This is a genomic window from Pantoea sp. WEP (assembly GCF_041678305.1).
Classification (GTDB): Bacteria; Pseudomonadota; Gammaproteobacteria; order Enterobacterales; family Enterobacteriaceae; genus Pantoea; species Pantoea dispersa.
This window is the reverse complement of record NZ_JBGNXB010000001.1, coordinates 391,560-404,467: the sequence shown is the minus strand read 5'-3', so window position 1 is coordinate 404,467 and position 12,908 is coordinate 391,560. Positions and strand designations below refer to the sequence as shown.

Sequence of the window (12,908 nt, the reverse complement as noted above, 5' to 3'; positions counted from 1 at the left end):
ACCTGCGATCCGGTTATTCATCAGCAATGCTTGCCGGTGGCCAGTTTTCCAGGCGCATGCCCAGAGACAGACCACGTGATGCGAGCACGTCTTTAATCTCGGTAAGAGATTTTTTACCCAGGTTAGGCGTTTTAAGCAGCTCAACCTCGGTACGCTGTACCAGATCACCGATGTAGTGGATAGCTTCTGCCTTGAGGCAGTTAGCAGAGCGGACAGTCAATTCCAGATCGTCAACAGGGCGCAGCAGGATCGGATCGAATTCTGGTTTCTCTTCTTTGACTTCCGGCTGACGTACATCACGTAAGTCAACGAAAGCTTCCAGTTGTTCTGCCAGGATGGTAGCCGCACGACGAATCGCCTCTTCAGGATCGATTGTGCCGTTGGTTTCCATTTCGATGACCAGCTTGTCCAGGTCGGTGCGCTGTTCTACACGCGCTGCTTCAACATTGTAGGCGATACGGTCTACAGGGCTGTAGCAAGCGTCAACCAACAGACGGCCGATTGGGCGCTCATCTTCTTCCGAATGAATTCGGGCAGAAGCCGGCACATAACCACGACCACGCTGAACTTTGATACGCATGCTAATAGACGCGTTCTCATCGGTCAGATGGCAGATCACATGCTGCGGCTTGACGATTTCGACATCACCGTCGTGGGTAATGTCGGCTGCAGTCACAGGGCCAATGCCAGATTTATTCAGAGTGAGGATGACTTCATCTTTACCCTGAACTCTTACCGCCAGCCCTTTCAGATTGAGCAGGATTTCCAGGATATCTTCCTGTACGCCCTCTTTGGTGGAGTACTCGTGCAGCACGCCATCAATCTCAACCTCGGTCACCGCGCAACCCGGCATGGAAGAAAGCAGAATACGGCGCAGTGCGTTACCAAGAGTATGGCCAAAGCCACGCTCTAACGGCTCAAGGGTCACCTTGGCGTGCGTCGAACTCACTTGCTCGATATCTACCAGGCGCGGTTTTAGAAACTCTGTCACAGAACCCTGCATTGTGTCCTCTCTTTGGTACTAAGCTTTACTTAGAGTAAAGCTCGACGATCAGGTGTTCGTTAATGTCCGCAGACAGATCGGTACGCTCAGGAATACGCTTGAACACACCTTCCATCTTAGTCGCATCAACTTCCAGCCAGGTTGGCTTTTCACGCTGCTCAGCCAGCTCCAGAGCGGCCTTCACGCGAGATTGCTTTTTGGCTTTCTCACGGATGCTTACGACATCATTCGGAGATACCTGATAAGAAGCGATGTTAACAACGCGACCGTTTACCATTACAGATTTGTGGCTAACCAGCTGACGTGCTTCTGCACGAGTGGCACCAAAGCCCATACGGTAAACTACGTTATCCAGACGACCTTCCAGCAGAGCTAACAGGTTTTCACCGGTGTTGCCTTTCAGACGCGCTGCTTCTTTATAGTAGTTACGGAACTGACGCTCCAGCACGCCGTAGATACGACGAACTTTTTGCTTTTCACGTAACTGGCCGCCGTAATCAGACAGACGCGGTTTACGCGCACCATGCTGACCAGGGGCTTGTTCAATTTTGCACTTGGAATCAATCGCGCGAACGCCAGACTTAAGGAATAAGTCGGTGCCCTCACGACGGCTCAGCTTGAGCTTAGGACCCAAATATCTTGCCATTTTCTTTCTCCAACTAACCTAAAAAACGGAACGTTAAACGCGACGTTTTTTCGGCGGACGACAACCGTTGTGAGGGATCGGAGTCACATCAGTAATATTAGTGATGCGGAAACCAGCGGCGTTCAGAGCACGAATAGTAGATTCGCGGCCTGGACCCGGACCCTTAACCATAACTTCCAGGTTCTTAATACCGTAATCTTTCACGGCTTCTGCACAGCGCTCTGCAGCGACCTGAGCAGCAAACGGAGTAGATTTACGTGAACCGCGGAAACCGGAACCACCGGCGGTTGCCCAACCCAGTGCGTTACCCTGACGATCAGTAATAGTAACGATGGTGTTGTTAAAAGACGCATGGACATGAGCCACGCCATCTGAGACTTGTTTTCTTACACGCTTACGTGCACGAACTGGTGCCTTTGCCATTATTTACTCACCCCGATTATTTCTTGATCGGTTTACGCGGACCCTTACGGGTACGTGCGTTGGTCTTAGTACGCTGACCGCGCACCGGCAGACCACGACGATGACGTAAACCACGGTAGCAACCAAGGTCCATCAGACGCTTGATGCTCAGGGTGATTTCACGGCGCAGATCACCTTCAACAACGAATTTACCAACTGCTTCACGCAGCTGATCAATTTGTTCTTCAGACAGCTCACTGATCTTAACATTTTCAGCGATGCCCGTTTCAGCACAGATGGCTTTAGAACGGGTTTTGCCGATACCGAAGATCGAAGTTAATGCGATAACGGTATGTTTTTGATCAGGAATGTTAATGCCTGCTATACGGGCCACTATGCACTCCTATAATTAAATAAATGCGTACCATGCTGAAAAGCCCGTTTTCAGGATACTCAAATGGAAACGCATCGACATACAAAAGATTGGCTGGCTAATCTAGCCAGCTCAACCCGACTTTGCAAGAAAAATATGTGACTTAATCAGCCCTGGCGCTGTTTATGCTTAGGCTCGGAGCTGCAGATCACACGTACGACACCGTCGCGACGAATGATTTTGCAGTTACGACATAATTTCTTGACGGAAGCACGAACTTTCATTTTTACTCTCCGTAACTTCTCAAGCTACTGAATTAACGGCCATAGCCTTTCAGGTTAGCTTTCTTCAATGCAGACTCGTACTGACTGGACATCATCAGAGTTTGCACTTGAGCCATAAAGTCCATGATGACAACCACTACAATCAGCAGCGAGGTGCCGCCAAAGTAGAAGGGAACCTTCATGGCATCACGCATGAACTCCGGGATCAGGCAGATAAAAGTAATATACAGTGCGCCGATTAAGGTCAGACGTGTCATTACTTTATCGATGTACTTCGCCGTTTGCTCTCCCGGACGAATTCCCGGTACGAATGCACCAGACTTCTTCAGGTTATCTGCTGTTTCACGCGGGTTGAAAACCAACGCCGTGTAGAAGAAACAGAAGAAGATGATTGCAGTCGCATAGAGTAGCACATAAAGCGGCTGTCCTGGCTGCAAATACAGCGAAATTGTTGTCAGCCAGTTCCAACCGGTACCGCCCCCGAACCAGGATGCTATCGTCGCCGGGAACAGGATAATGCTGGAAGCAAAGATGGCTGGGATTACGCCCGCCATGTTCACTTTCAACGGTAAATGTGTGCTCTGTGCAGCATATACACGACGACCTTGCTGACGTTTAGCGTAGTTGACCACAATGCGGCGCTGGCCACGCTCAACGAAAATAACAAAGAACGTCACTGCAAATACAAGAACTGCAACCAACAGCAACAGAAGGAAGTGCAGGTCGCCTTGCCGCGCTTGCTCGATGGTATGGCCAATGGCCGGCGGTAAACCCGCAACAATACCCGCGAAGATAATGATTGAAATACCGTTACCGATACCTCGTTCAGTAATCTGTTCGCCCAGCCACATCAGGAACATGGTTCCGGTGACCAGACTTACAACAGCGGTAAAGTAGAAAGCAAAGCCTGGATTTAATACCAGGCCCTGCATTCCAGGCATATTCGGCAGACCGGTAGCAATACCGATCGACTGGAATATAGCCAGAACCAGTGTGCCGTAGCGAGTGTACTGGCTGATCTTACGACGACCAGCTTCACCCTCTTTCTTAATCTCGGCCAACGCGGGATGAACCACCGTCAGCAGCTGGATAATAATAGAGGCCGAAATATACGGCATAATACCCAGCGCGAAGATTGAGGCACGACTGAGAGCACCACCAGAGAACATGTTAAACATTTCAATGATGGTGCCACGCTGTTGCTCAAGCAGTTTGGCAAGTACAGTGGCATCGATACCGGGGATTGGAATAAAAGAGCCAATACGGAAGACAATCAGTGCACCGATTACAAACAACAGTCTGCGCTTCAGTTCACCAAAGCCACCTTTGGCACTTTGAAAATCTAATCCCGGTTGCTTTGCCATCTGCTACTTATTCCTCGATTTTACCGCCAGCAGCTTCGATTGCAGCACGAGCACCTTTGGTGACACGCAGACCACGAATCGTAACAGGTGCAGATACTTCACCAGACAGGATCACTTTCGCGAACTCAATCTGTACACCGATGATGTTAGCTGCTTTCAGCGTGTTCAGGTCGACGATACCGCCTTCCACTTTCGCCAGATCAGACAGACGCACTTCTGCAGTCACGAATGATTTGCGCGAGGTGAAGCCGAACTTCGGCAGACGACGGTACAGAGGCATCTGACCACCCTCGAAACCACGACGTACGCCACCGCCAGAACGAGACTTCTGACCTTTGTGACCACGACCGCCGGTTTTACCGAGGCCAGAACCGATACCACGGCCCAGACGCTTGGAAGCGTGTTTAGACCCTTCGGCCGGAGACAGAGTGTTTAAACGCATCTCTTACTCCTCCACTTTCAGCATGTAAGAAATCGCGTTGATCATACCGCGTACAGCTGGCGTGTCTTCACGCTCAACGGTGTGACCAATACGACGCAGACCCAGACCAACCAGAGTGGCTTTGTGCTTAGGCAGGCGGCCGATTGAGCTACGGGTTTGTGTAATTTTGATTGTCTTAGCCATCGTGATTACCCCAGAATTTCTTCAACGGATTTACCACGCTTGGCAGCAACCATATCCGGAGACTTCATATTGCCCAGGCCGTCGATAGTTGCACGAACCACGTTGATCGGGTTGGTGGAACCATAGGCTTTAGCCAGAACGTTATGAACTCCAGCGACTTCCAGAACGGCGCGCATTGCACCGCCGGCGATGATACCGGTACCTTCAGAAGCCGGCTGCATGAACACACGAGAACCCGTGTGCGCACCTTTAACCGGGTGCTGCAGGGTGCCGTGAGTCAGCGCGACATTAACCATATTGCGACGAGCTTTTTCCATCGCTTTCTGGATCGCTGCTGGAACTTCACGCGCTTTACCGTAACCAAAACCAACGCGGCCGTTACCATCACCCACTACAGTCAGAGCGGTGAAGGAGAAAATACGACCACCTTTCACAGTTTTAGAGACACGGTTTACCGCGATCAGTTTTTCCTGCAGGTCGCCAGCTTGTTTCTCGATGTGTGCCATCTTAGACCTCTACCTTAGAACTGAAGGCCAGCTTCACGAGCAGCATCTGCAAGTGCCTGGACGCGACCATGATATTGGAAACCGGAACGGTCGAAAGAAACATCTTTGATGCCTTTTTCGATAGCGCGCTCAGCCAGAGCTTTACCTACAGCTGCAGCGGCGTCTTTGTTACCGGTATACTTCAGTTGTTCAGCGATAGCTTTTTCTACAGTAGAAGCAGCAACCAGAACTTCGGAACCGTTCGGGGCGATTACCTGTGCGTAAATGTGACGCGGGGTACGATGTACCACCAGGCGAGTAGCACCCAGCTCTTTGAGCTTGCGACGTGCACGGGTCGCACGACGGATACGAGCAGATTTCTTATCCATAGTGTTACCTTACTTCTTCTTAGCCTCTTTGGTACGCACGACTTCGTCGGCGTAACGAACACCCTTGCCTTTGTAAGGCTCAGGACGACGGTAGGCGCGCAGATCAGCTGCAACCTGACCAATCAGCTGTTTATCAGCGCCTTTCAGCACGATCTCAGTCTGAGTTGGACATTCAGCAGTGATGCCGGCCGGCAGTGCATGGTCAACCGGGTGAGAGAAGCCCAGGGCCAGACTCACAGAGTTGCCTTTAACAGCTGCACGATAACCAACACCAACCAGTTGCAGCTTCTTGGTGAAGCCTTCGGTAACACCGATAACCATGCCGTTCAGCAGCGCACGGGCAGTACCTGCCTGTGCCCAACCATCCGCATAACCTTCGCGTGGAGCGAAAGTCAGGGCGTTGTCTGCATGCTTAACTTCTACAGCACTGTTGATAGTACGAGTCAGCTCGCCGTTTTTGCCTTTGATCGAAACTTCCTGACCGTTGAGTTTTACCTCTACGCCGGCAGGAACAACGACAGGTGCTTTTGCAACACGAGACATTTTATCCTCCGATTACGCTACGTAGCAGATAATTTCGCCACCAAGACCAGCCTGGCGCGCTGCACGATCAGTCATGACACCTTTAGAGGTAGAAATTACAGCAATGCCCAGACCGGCCATAACTTTTGGCAGCTCATCTTTTTTCTTATAGATGCGCAGACCTGGACGGCTAACACGCTGAATGCTTTCTACAACAGCTTTACCCTGGAAGTACTTAAGAGTCAGTTCCAGTTCCGGCTTGATGTCGCCTTCGATTTTAAAATCTTGAATATAGCCTTCTTCCTTCAGCACGTTGGCAATTGCCACTTTCAGCTTGGAGGAAGGCATAGAGACCGCAACTTTGTTCGCGGCCTGACCGTTACGGATACGGGTCAGCATATCCGCGATCGGATCTTGCATGCTCATCTGTGTTACTCCCGTGATTCAAATGGTGACAATTACCAGCTAGCCTTTTTCAGACCCGGGATTTCACCGCGCATAGCGGCTTCACGGACCTTGATACGGCTCAACCCAAACTTCCGCAGGAAACCGTGCGGACGACCTGTCTGACGGCAGCGGTTACGCTGACGTGAAGGGCTGGAATCACGCGGCAGACTCTGCAGCTTGAGAACGGCGTTCCAACGGTCTTCGTCGGATGCGTTCACATCAGAAATGATCGCTTTCAGTTCAGCGCGTTTTGCGAAGAACTTGTCTGCTAATTTCACACGCTTAACTTCGCGTGCTTTCATAGATTGCTTAGCCATTAAGTAACCCTACCTTACTTGCGGAACGGGAAGTCAAAGGCAGCCAGCAGAGCACGGCCTTCATCATCAGATTTCGCAGTAGTGGTAATGGTGATATCCAAACCACGAACGCGATCGACTTTGTCGTAGTCGATTTCTGGGAAGATGATCTGCTCACGAACGCCCATGCTGTAGTTACCACGACCGTCGAAAGACTTCGCGGACAGACCACGGAAGTCACGGATACGCGGTACAGCAATAGTGATCAGACGCTCAAAGAACTCCCACATGCGCTCGCCACGCAGAGTTACTTTACAGCCGATCGGATAGCCCTGACGGATTTTGAAGCCTGCAACTGATTTGCGTGCTTTGGTGATCAGCGGTTTTTGACCGGAGATTGCTGCCAGGTCAGCTGCTGCGTTATCCAGCAGTTTCTTGTCAGCGATCGCTTCACCAACACCCATGTTCAGGGTGATCTTCTCGACCCGAGGGACTTGCATGACAGAATTGTAGCCAAACTCTGTCATGAGTTTCTGGACTACTTCGTCTTTGTAGTAATCATGCAGTTTCGCCATCGTACTACTCCAAATTACTTGATAGTTTCGCTGTTAGACTTGAAGAAACGGACTTTTTTACCGTCTTCGAATCTAAAGCCTACACGGTCAGCCTTGCCGGTTGCCGCATTGAAGATTGCAACGTTAGAAACCTGAATAGCAGCTTCTTTTTCAACGATGCCGCCTGGTTGGTTCAGAGCCGGAACCGGCTTCTGGTGTTTCTTAACCAGGTTGATACCTTCAACGATGACCTTACCAGAAGTCAGGACATTCTTTACTTTACCGCGTTTACCTTTGTCTTTACCGGTAAGCACGATAACTTCGTCGTTACGACGGATTTTCGCTGCCATTGTTCGCTCCTTAGAGTACTTCTGGTGCCAGAGAGATAATTTTCATGAACTTTTCAGTACGAAGTTCACGAGTTACCGGCCCAAAAATACGCGTTCCGATAGGCTGCTCGCTGTTATTGTTCAGAATAACGCATGCATTACCATCGAAGCGAATGACAGAACCGTCCGGGCGACGAACACCCTTCCTGGTGCGCACCACTACCGCTTTCAGGACATCACCTTTTTTCACCTTGCCACGCGGAATTGCTTCCTTGATGGTCACTTTGATGATATCGCCGACGCCTGCGTAGCGACGGTGCGAGCCACCCAGAACCTTGATACACATTACGCGACGTGCACCGGAGTTGTCGGCGACGTTCAGCATAGTCTGTTCTTGGATCATTTTAGTGCTCCGCTAATGTCAACTACTACTTCGGGACCCAAACCTCAGGTCGTTAAAAAGCCCCATAATTGAGGGCGCGGCATTATAACACCGGTTCTCGCAGATGGGTAGAAAAAATGAACGGCTCCATAGAGCCGTTCATTTTGTTTTTAGAGGAAGCGGATTCTATTACAGAATCGCTTTCTCTACAACGCGAACCAGAGTCCAGGACTTAGTCTTGGACAGTGGACGGGTTTCGCGGATTTCAACCACGTCACCAATTCCACACTCGTTGTTCTCGTCATGGATGTGCAGCTTAGTCGTACGCTTAATGAATTTACCGTAGATCGGGTGCTTCACGAAACGCTCGATAGCAACAACAGCAGATTTCTGCATTTTGTCACTAACAACACGACCCTGCAGAGTACGGATTTTATCGGTCATTACGCCGCCTTCTCAGTCAGTAAAGTCTTAACGCGTGCAACATCACGGCGAACTTGCTTCAGCAGATGGGTCTGCTGCAGCTGGCCAGATGCTGCCTGCATGCGCAGGTTAAACTGCTCGCGCAGGAGGTTAAGCAGCTCAGTGTTCAGCTCTTCAACGCTTTTTTCACGCAGCTCAGTTGCTTTCATTACATCACCGTCTTAGTTACAAAGGTGGTTTTGATAGGCAGTTTTGCTGCTGCCAGCTTGAATGCTTCACGGGCCAGCTCTTCCGGTACACCGTCCATTTCATACAGGACTTTACCAGGCTGGATCAGGGCAACCCAATACTCCACGTTACCCTTACCTTTACCCATACGCACTTCCAGCGGCTTCTCGGTGATTGGTTTGTCCGGGAATACACGGATCCAAATCTTACCTTGACGCTTAACTGCACGGGTCATAGCACGACGTGCTGCTTCGATCTGACGAGCAGTCAGACGACCACGGCCAACAGCTTTCAGACCGAAAGTACCGAAGCTAACATCCGTACCCTGCGCCAGACCGCGGTTACGGCCTTTGTGCACTTTACGGAATTTCGTACGCTTTGGTTGTAACATCAGCGACTCTCCTTACTTACGGCCTTTACGCTGCTGCTTTTTAGGTTGAGCAGCCGGTTCCGGTTGTTCAACAGCAGCCATACCACCCAGGATCTCACCTTTGAAGATCCATACCTTAACGCCGATTACACCATAAGTGGTGTGCGCTTCAGAGGTGTTGTAGTCAATGTCAGCACGCAGAGTGTGCAGCGGTACACGACCTTCACGGTACCATTCGGTACGTGCGATCTCAGCACCGCCCAGACGGCCGCTAACTTCAACTTTGATACCTTTAGCGCCCAGACGCATTGCGTTCTGTACAGCACGCTTCATCGCACGACGGAACATCACACGACGCTCCAGCTGTGAAGTGATGCTGTCAGCAACCAGTTTTGCGTCCAGTTCCGGTTTACGGACTTCGGCGATATTGATCTGTGCAGGAACGCCAGCGATGTTCGCTACGACCGTGCGCAGTTTTTCAACGTCTTCACCTTTTTTACCGATAACGATACCCGGGCGAGCGGTGTGAATGGTCACACGGATGCTCTTAGCCGGACGCTCGATAACGATGCGAGATACAGACGCTTTTGCCAGTTCTTTGTTCAGGAACTGACGTACTTTAAAGTCGCTGTCCAGGTTGTCAGCGAATTCTTTGGTGTTCGCAAACCAGGTAGAGTTCCATGGTTTTACAATACCCAGGCGAATACCATTAGGATGTACTTTCTGACCCATTGCTAGTCTCCAGAGTCTCAGCGATCGGACACAACCACAGTAATGTGGCTGGTGCGCTTCAGGATGCGATCTGCACGACCTTTAGCACGCGGCATAATGCGCTTCATGCTAGGGCCTTCATCTACGAAAATTTTCGCAACTTTCAGATCGTCGATATCAGCGCCATCGTTGTGTTCGGCGTTAGCAATGGCAGATTCCAGGACTTTCTTAACCAGTACAGCCGCTTTCTTGTTGGTGTAAGTCAGAATATCCAGAGCCTGCGACACTTTCTTACCGCGAATCAGGTCAGCAACAAGGCGAACCTTCTGAGCAGAAGAACGAGCATGGCGATGTTGAGCAATAGTTTCCATCTCTTCCTCCTACTTATTTCTTCTTGGCTTTCTTATCAGCAGCGTGGCCGCGATAAGTACGTGTCGGTGCAAATTCACCCAGCTTGTGGCCGACCATTTCGTCGGAAACAAAGACAGGAACGTGCTGACGACCATTATGGACAGCGATGGTCAAACCGATCATGTTAGGGAAGATCGTTGAACGACGGGACCAAGTGCGCAGGGGCTTCTTGTCACCGCTTTCCACCGCTTTCTCTACCTTCTTCAGCAAGTGCAGGTCAATAAAAGGACCTTTCTTGAGAGAACGTGGCATGGCTTATCCTCTAAAATTATTTGCTACGGCGACGTACGATAAATTTATCAGTACGCTTGTTGCTACGGGTCTTCTTACCTTTGGTCTGAACGCCCCACGGAGTTACCGGGTGCTTACCAAAGTTACGACCTTCACCACCACCGTGCGGGTGATCGACTGGGTTCATCGCAGTACCGCGAACGGTAGGACGAACACCACGCCAACGGGTTGCACCGGCTTTACCCAGAACGCGCAGCATGTGCTCAGCGTTACCGACTTCGCCCAGGGTTGCGCGGCAGTCAGCTTCGACTTTACGCATTTCGCCTGAACGCAGACGCAGGGTAACGTAGGAACCTTCACGCGCAACGATCTGCACGTAAGCACCAGCAGAACGGGCAATCTGACCGCCTTTACCTGGTTTCATTTCTACGTTGTGCACGGTTGAACCAACCGGGATGTTACGCATCGGCAGGGTGTTACCTGCTTTGATCGCAGCATCAACGCCAGACTGAATCTGGTCGCCAGCTTTCAGGCCTTTAGGGGCCAGGATGTAACGGCGCTCGCCATCTTTGTACAGAACCAGTGCGATGTTCGCAGAACGGTTCGGATCGTACTCAAGACGCTCAACAACTGCCGGGATACCATCTTTGTTGCGTTTGAAGTCAACAATACGGTAAGCCTGCTTGTGACCACCACCGATATGACGGGTAGTGATACGACCATTGTTGTTACGACCACCGGATTTGCTGTTTTTTTCAACCAGCGCGGCAAAAGGCTTGCCTTTGTGCAGCTCAGGGTTCACCACTTTAACAACGTGACGACGACCCGGAGATGTCGGTTTACATTTAACAACTGCCATTGTCTTTCTCCTCCGACTTACTCAGCGCCGCCGACGAAGTCCAGGTTCTGGCCTTCTTTCAGGGTGACGTAAGCTTTTTTCCAGTCGCTACGACGACCGATACGCTGTCCGTGACGCTTAACTTTACCCTTAACAACCAGGGTGTTTACGTCTTTCACTTCTACTTCGAACAGTTTCTCAACAGCAGCAACGATCTCTGCTTTGGTCGCGTCTTTGGCAACTTTGAGAACGATGGTATTGGTTTTTTCCATCGCGGTTGATGCTTTTTCAGATACGTGCGGCGCGCGCAGTACTTTCAGCAGACGTTCTTCACGGATCATGCCAGCATCTCCTCAACTTGCTTAACTGCTTCTGCAGTCATAACGACTTTGTCGAAGGCGATCAGGCTAACTGGGTCGATACCCGCTGCATCACGCACGTCAACCTTGTACAGGTTACGCGCAGCCAGGAACAGATTCTCATCCAGTTCACCGGTGATGATCAGCACGTCTTCCAGCGCCATGTCTTTCAGTTTCTGTACCAGCAGCTTAGTTTTAGGCGCTTCAACAGAGAACGACTCGACAACGATCAGACGGTCCTGACGTACCAGCTCGGACAGGATGCTTTTCAGCGCGCCGCGGTACATCTTTTTGTTAACTTTTTGACTGTGGTCCTGTGGACGCGCAGCGAAGGTCACGCCACCTGAACGCCAGATCGGGCTCTTGATAGAACCTGAACGCGCACGGCCGGTGCCTTTCTGACGCCATGGCTTTTTGCCTGAACCAGTTACTTCAGCACGAGTTTTCTGCGCGCGAGTACCCTGACGAGCACCTGCAGCGTAAGCAACAACAACCTGGTGAACCAGCGCTTCGTTGAAATCACGACCGAAGGTAGTTTCGGAAACAGTCAGCGCGCTCTGCGCGTCTTTCAGTACTAATTCCATTGCTATCCCCTTACGCCTTCACAGCTGGTTTAACAATCAGGTCGCTGCCGGTTGCACCCGGGACAGCACCTTTGACCAGCAGCAGGTTGCGCTCAGCGTCAACACGTACTACTTCCAGGCTCTGAACGGTTACGCGCTCATTACCCAGCTGACCAGCCATTTTCTTGCCTTTGAACACTTTGCCCGGAGTCTGGTTCTGACCGATTGAACCCGGAACGCGGTGAGACAAGGAGTTACCGTGTGTAGCGTCCTGGGTACGGAAGTTCCAGCGCTTAACGGTACCAGCGAAACCTTTACCTTTAGAGGTACCGGTAACGTCTACTTTTTTAACGTCAGCGAAAATTTCAACACTGATGCTCTGGCCAACAGAGTATTCTTCACCTTCGGTGCGGAATTCCCACAGACCACGGCCAGCTTCAACGCCAGCTTTAGCAAAATGACCTGCTTCCGGCTTACCAACACGGTTTGCTTTTTTCGCACCGGTGGTAACCTGGATCGCCTGGTAACCATCGTTTTCCAGACCTTTGACCTGGGTAACGCGGTTTGCTTCAACTTCGATTACGGTTACTGGGATTGAAACGCCTTCTTCAGTGAAGATGCGCGTCATGCCCACTTTTTTACCGACTAAACCAATCATTGTATCAACCTCTCA

26 protein-coding genes are annotated in these 12,908 nt (G+C 50.9%); all 26 read right to left on the bottom strand.

What is annotated here, in order from left to right:
• Positions 1-13: 13 nt before the first annotated feature.
• Positions 14-1,003: a DNA-directed RNA polymerase subunit alpha gene (rpoA, locus tag ABVR31_RS01900; RefSeq protein WP_007891688.1), complete on the bottom strand. Its 990-nt coding sequence runs from the start codon at positions 1,001-1,003 to the stop codon at positions 14-16.
• 25 nt (positions 1,004-1,028) lie between these two features.
• Complete coding sequence (gene rpsD / locus ABVR31_RS01895) at positions 1,029-1,649, bottom strand: 30S ribosomal protein S4 (RefSeq protein WP_010618555.1); 621 nt, start codon at positions 1,647-1,649, stop codon at positions 1,029-1,031.
• A gap of 33 nt (positions 1,650-1,682) precedes the next feature.
• Complete coding sequence (gene rpsK, locus ABVR31_RS01890) at positions 1,683-2,072, bottom strand: 30S ribosomal protein S11 (protein ID WP_004160563.1); 390 nt, start codon at positions 2,070-2,072, stop codon at positions 1,683-1,685.
• Positions 2,073-2,088: 16 nt separating this feature from the next.
• Positions 2,089-2,445: a 30S ribosomal protein S13 gene (gene rpsM / locus ABVR31_RS01885; protein ID WP_021508223.1), complete on the bottom strand. Its 357-nt coding sequence runs from the start codon at positions 2,443-2,445 to the stop codon at positions 2,089-2,091.
• A gap of 146 nt (positions 2,446-2,591) precedes the next feature.
• Entirely contained in the window at positions 2,592-2,708 is a 117-nt protein-coding gene (gene rpmJ, locus ABVR31_RS01880) for a 50S ribosomal protein L36 (RefSeq protein WP_071813610.1), read from the bottom strand.
• Positions 2,709-2,740: 32 nt separating this feature from the next.
• A complete protein-coding gene (secY, locus tag ABVR31_RS01875; protein ID WP_021508222.1) occupies positions 2,741-4,072 on the bottom strand; it encodes a preprotein translocase subunit SecY in 1,332 nt (443 codons plus the stop codon).
• A gap of 7 nt (positions 4,073-4,079) precedes the next feature.
• The gene (rplO, locus tag ABVR31_RS01870; protein ID WP_021508221.1) at positions 4,080-4,514 is read right to left on the bottom strand and encodes a 50S ribosomal protein L15; all 435 of its coding nucleotides are present in this window, start codon (positions 4,512-4,514) and stop codon (positions 4,080-4,082) included.
• A gap of 3 nt (positions 4,515-4,517) precedes the next feature.
• Complete coding sequence (gene rpmD / locus ABVR31_RS01865) at positions 4,518-4,697, bottom strand: 50S ribosomal protein L30 (RefSeq protein WP_013510758.1); 180 nt, start codon at positions 4,695-4,697, stop codon at positions 4,518-4,520.
• A gap of 5 nt (positions 4,698-4,702) precedes the next feature.
• Positions 4,703-5,203: a 30S ribosomal protein S5 gene (gene rpsE, locus ABVR31_RS01860; protein WP_010618560.1), complete on the bottom strand. Its 501-nt coding sequence runs from the start codon at positions 5,201-5,203 to the stop codon at positions 4,703-4,705.
• Between the two features lie 14 nt (positions 5,204-5,217).
• Positions 5,218-5,571, bottom strand: coding sequence for a 50S ribosomal protein L18 (gene rplR / locus ABVR31_RS01855; protein WP_013510760.1), 354 nt, complete (start codon positions 5,569-5,571; stop codon positions 5,218-5,220).
• A 9-nt stretch (positions 5,572-5,580) separates the two neighbouring features.
• Positions 5,581-6,114 (bottom strand): 50S ribosomal protein L6, encoded by a 534-nt coding sequence (gene rplF / locus ABVR31_RS01850; RefSeq protein WP_007891676.1) that lies wholly within the window; start codon positions 6,112-6,114, stop codon positions 5,581-5,583.
• A 12-nt stretch (positions 6,115-6,126) separates the two neighbouring features.
• The gene (rpsH, locus tag ABVR31_RS01845; protein WP_021508220.1) at positions 6,127-6,519 is read right to left on the bottom strand and encodes a 30S ribosomal protein S8; all 393 of its coding nucleotides are present in this window, start codon (positions 6,517-6,519) and stop codon (positions 6,127-6,129) included.
• Positions 6,520-6,551: 32 nt separating this feature from the next.
• Positions 6,552-6,857: a 30S ribosomal protein S14 gene (gene rpsN / locus ABVR31_RS01840; RefSeq protein ID WP_010618564.1), complete on the bottom strand. Its 306-nt coding sequence runs from the start codon at positions 6,855-6,857 to the stop codon at positions 6,552-6,554.
• Between the two features lie 14 nt (positions 6,858-6,871).
• Positions 6,872-7,411: a 50S ribosomal protein L5 gene (gene rplE / locus ABVR31_RS01835; protein ID WP_013510763.1), complete on the bottom strand. Its 540-nt coding sequence runs from the start codon at positions 7,409-7,411 to the stop codon at positions 6,872-6,874.
• Positions 7,412-7,425: 14 nt separating this feature from the next.
• Positions 7,426-7,740: a 50S ribosomal protein L24 gene (gene rplX, locus ABVR31_RS01830; RefSeq protein WP_021508218.1), complete on the bottom strand. Its 315-nt coding sequence runs from the start codon at positions 7,738-7,740 to the stop codon at positions 7,426-7,428.
• Between the two features lie 10 nt (positions 7,741-7,750).
• Complete coding sequence (gene rplN, locus ABVR31_RS01825) at positions 7,751-8,122, bottom strand: 50S ribosomal protein L14 (protein ID WP_006120590.1); 372 nt, start codon at positions 8,120-8,122, stop codon at positions 7,751-7,753.
• 168 nt (positions 8,123-8,290) lie between these two features.
• Complete coding sequence (rpsQ, locus tag ABVR31_RS01820) at positions 8,291-8,545, bottom strand: 30S ribosomal protein S17 (RefSeq protein WP_010618568.1); 255 nt, start codon at positions 8,543-8,545, stop codon at positions 8,291-8,293.
• Positions 8,545-8,733 (bottom strand): 50S ribosomal protein L29, encoded by a 189-nt coding sequence (gene rpmC / locus ABVR31_RS01815; RefSeq protein ID WP_021508217.1) that lies wholly within the window; start codon positions 8,731-8,733, stop codon positions 8,545-8,547. Before rpmC ends, rpsQ begins: the two co-directional genes overlap by 1 nt.
• Positions 8,733-9,143: a 50S ribosomal protein L16 gene (gene rplP, locus ABVR31_RS01810; RefSeq protein WP_002438716.1), complete on the bottom strand. Its 411-nt coding sequence runs from the start codon at positions 9,141-9,143 to the stop codon at positions 8,733-8,735. Before rplP ends, rpmC begins: the two co-directional genes overlap by 1 nt.
• Positions 9,144-9,155: 12 nt before the next feature.
• Positions 9,156-9,854: a 30S ribosomal protein S3 gene (rpsC, locus tag ABVR31_RS01805; protein ID WP_021508216.1), complete on the bottom strand. Its 699-nt coding sequence runs from the start codon at positions 9,852-9,854 to the stop codon at positions 9,156-9,158.
• 17 nt (positions 9,855-9,871) lie between these two features.
• Complete coding sequence (rplV, locus tag ABVR31_RS01800; RefSeq protein WP_007891659.1) at positions 9,872-10,204, bottom strand: 50S ribosomal protein L22; 333 nt, start codon at positions 10,202-10,204, stop codon at positions 9,872-9,874.
• 13 nt (positions 10,205-10,217) lie between these two features.
• Entirely contained in the window at positions 10,218-10,496 is a 279-nt protein-coding gene (rpsS, locus tag ABVR31_RS01795) for a 30S ribosomal protein S19 (RefSeq protein ID WP_001138115.1), read from the bottom strand.
• Between the two features lie 16 nt (positions 10,497-10,512).
• Positions 10,513-11,334: a 50S ribosomal protein L2 gene (gene rplB, locus ABVR31_RS01790; protein ID WP_010618573.1), complete on the bottom strand. Its 822-nt coding sequence runs from the start codon at positions 11,332-11,334 to the stop codon at positions 10,513-10,515.
• Positions 11,335-11,351: 17 nt separating this feature from the next.
• Positions 11,352-11,654 carry a 50S ribosomal protein L23 gene (rplW, locus tag ABVR31_RS01785; RefSeq protein ID WP_010618574.1) on the bottom strand — a complete coding sequence of 101 codons (303 nt, stop codon included), beginning with the start codon at positions 11,652-11,654 and terminating at the stop codon, positions 11,352-11,354.
• Positions 11,651-12,256 carry a 50S ribosomal protein L4 gene (gene rplD / locus ABVR31_RS01780; protein ID WP_021508215.1) on the bottom strand — a complete coding sequence of 202 codons (606 nt, stop codon included), beginning with the start codon at positions 12,254-12,256 and terminating at the stop codon, positions 11,651-11,653. Before rplD ends, rplW begins: the two co-directional genes overlap by 4 nt.
• A gap of 10 nt (positions 12,257-12,266) precedes the next feature.
• Positions 12,267-12,893, bottom strand: coding sequence for a 50S ribosomal protein L3 (gene rplC / locus ABVR31_RS01775; RefSeq protein WP_021508214.1), 627 nt, complete (start codon positions 12,891-12,893; stop codon positions 12,267-12,269).
• Positions 12,894-12,908: the final 15 nt, after the last annotated feature.

What these genes read in the sequence shown, in the direction of transcription:
- rpoA (WP_007891688.1), bottom strand. Translation starts at nt 1,003, where the DNA reads ATGCAGGGTTCTGTGACAGAGTTTCTAAAACCGCGCCTGGTAGATATC.
- rpsD (WP_010618555.1), bottom strand. Translation starts at nt 1,649, where the DNA reads ATGGCAAGATATTTGGGTCCTAAGCTCAAGCTGAGCCGTCGTGAGGGC.
- rpsK (WP_004160563.1), bottom strand. Translation starts at nt 2,072, where the DNA reads ATGGCAAAGGCACCAGTTCGTGCACGTAAGCGTGTAAGAAAACAAGTC.
- rpmJ (WP_071813610.1), bottom strand. Translation starts at nt 2,708, where the DNA reads ATGAAAGTTCGTGCTTCCGTCAAGAAATTATGTCGTAACTGCAAAATC.
- secY (WP_021508222.1), bottom strand. Translation starts at nt 4,072, where the DNA reads ATGGCAAAGCAACCGGGATTAGATTTTCAAAGTGCCAAAGGTGGCTTT.
- rplO (WP_021508221.1), bottom strand. Translation starts at nt 4,514, where the DNA reads ATGCGTTTAAACACTCTGTCTCCGGCCGAAGGGTCTAAACACGCTTCC.
- rpmD (WP_013510758.1), bottom strand. Translation starts at nt 4,697, where the DNA reads ATGGCTAAGACAATCAAAATTACACAAACCCGTAGCTCAATCGGCCGC.
- rpsE (WP_010618560.1), bottom strand. Translation starts at nt 5,203, where the DNA reads ATGGCACACATCGAGAAACAAGCTGGCGACCTGCAGGAAAAACTGATC.
- rplR (WP_013510760.1), bottom strand. Translation starts at nt 5,571, where the DNA reads ATGGATAAGAAATCTGCTCGTATCCGTCGTGCGACCCGTGCACGTCGC.
- rplF (WP_007891676.1), bottom strand. Translation starts at nt 6,114, where the DNA reads ATGTCTCGTGTTGCAAAAGCACCTGTCGTTGTTCCTGCCGGCGTAGAG.
- rpsH (WP_021508220.1), bottom strand. Translation starts at nt 6,519, where the DNA reads ATGAGCATGCAAGATCCGATCGCGGATATGCTGACCCGTATCCGTAAC.
- rpsN (WP_010618564.1), bottom strand. Translation starts at nt 6,857, where the DNA reads ATGGCTAAGCAATCTATGAAAGCACGCGAAGTTAAGCGTGTGAAATTA.
- rplE (WP_013510763.1), bottom strand. Translation starts at nt 7,411, where the DNA reads ATGGCGAAACTGCATGATTACTACAAAGACGAAGTAGTCCAGAAACTC.
- rplX (WP_021508218.1), bottom strand. Translation starts at nt 7,740, where the DNA reads ATGGCAGCGAAAATCCGTCGTAACGACGAAGTTATCGTGCTTACCGGT.
- rplN (WP_006120590.1), bottom strand. Translation starts at nt 8,122, where the DNA reads ATGATCCAAGAACAGACTATGCTGAACGTCGCCGACAACTCCGGTGCA.
- rpsQ (WP_010618568.1), bottom strand. Translation starts at nt 8,545, where the DNA reads ATGACCGATAAAATCCGTACTCTGCAGGGTCGTGTTGTTAGTGACAAA.
- rpmC (WP_021508217.1), bottom strand. Translation starts at nt 8,733, where the DNA reads ATGAAAGCAACTGAGCTGCGTGAAAAAAGCGTTGAAGAGCTGAACACT.
- rplP (WP_002438716.1), bottom strand. Translation starts at nt 9,143, where the DNA reads ATGTTACAACCAAAGCGTACGAAATTCCGTAAAGTGCACAAAGGCCGT.
- rpsC (WP_021508216.1), bottom strand. Translation starts at nt 9,854, where the DNA reads ATGGGTCAGAAAGTACATCCTAATGGTATTCGCCTGGGTATTGTAAAA.
- rplV (WP_007891659.1), bottom strand. Translation starts at nt 10,204, where the DNA reads ATGGAAACTATTGCTCAACATCGCCATGCTCGTTCTTCTGCTCAGAAG.
- rpsS (WP_001138115.1), bottom strand. Translation starts at nt 10,496, where the DNA reads ATGCCACGTTCTCTCAAGAAAGGTCCTTTTATTGACCTGCACTTGCTG.
- rplB (WP_010618573.1), bottom strand. Translation starts at nt 11,334, where the DNA reads ATGGCAGTTGTTAAATGTAAACCGACATCTCCGGGTCGTCGTCACGTT.
- rplW (WP_010618574.1), bottom strand. Translation starts at nt 11,654, where the DNA reads ATGATCCGTGAAGAACGTCTGCTGAAAGTACTGCGCGCGCCGCACGTA.
- rplD (WP_021508215.1), bottom strand. Translation starts at nt 12,256, where the DNA reads ATGGAATTAGTACTGAAAGACGCGCAGAGCGCGCTGACTGTTTCCGAA.
- rplC (WP_021508214.1), bottom strand. Translation starts at nt 12,893, where the DNA reads ATGATTGGTTTAGTCGGTAAAAAAGTGGGCATGACGCGCATCTTCACT.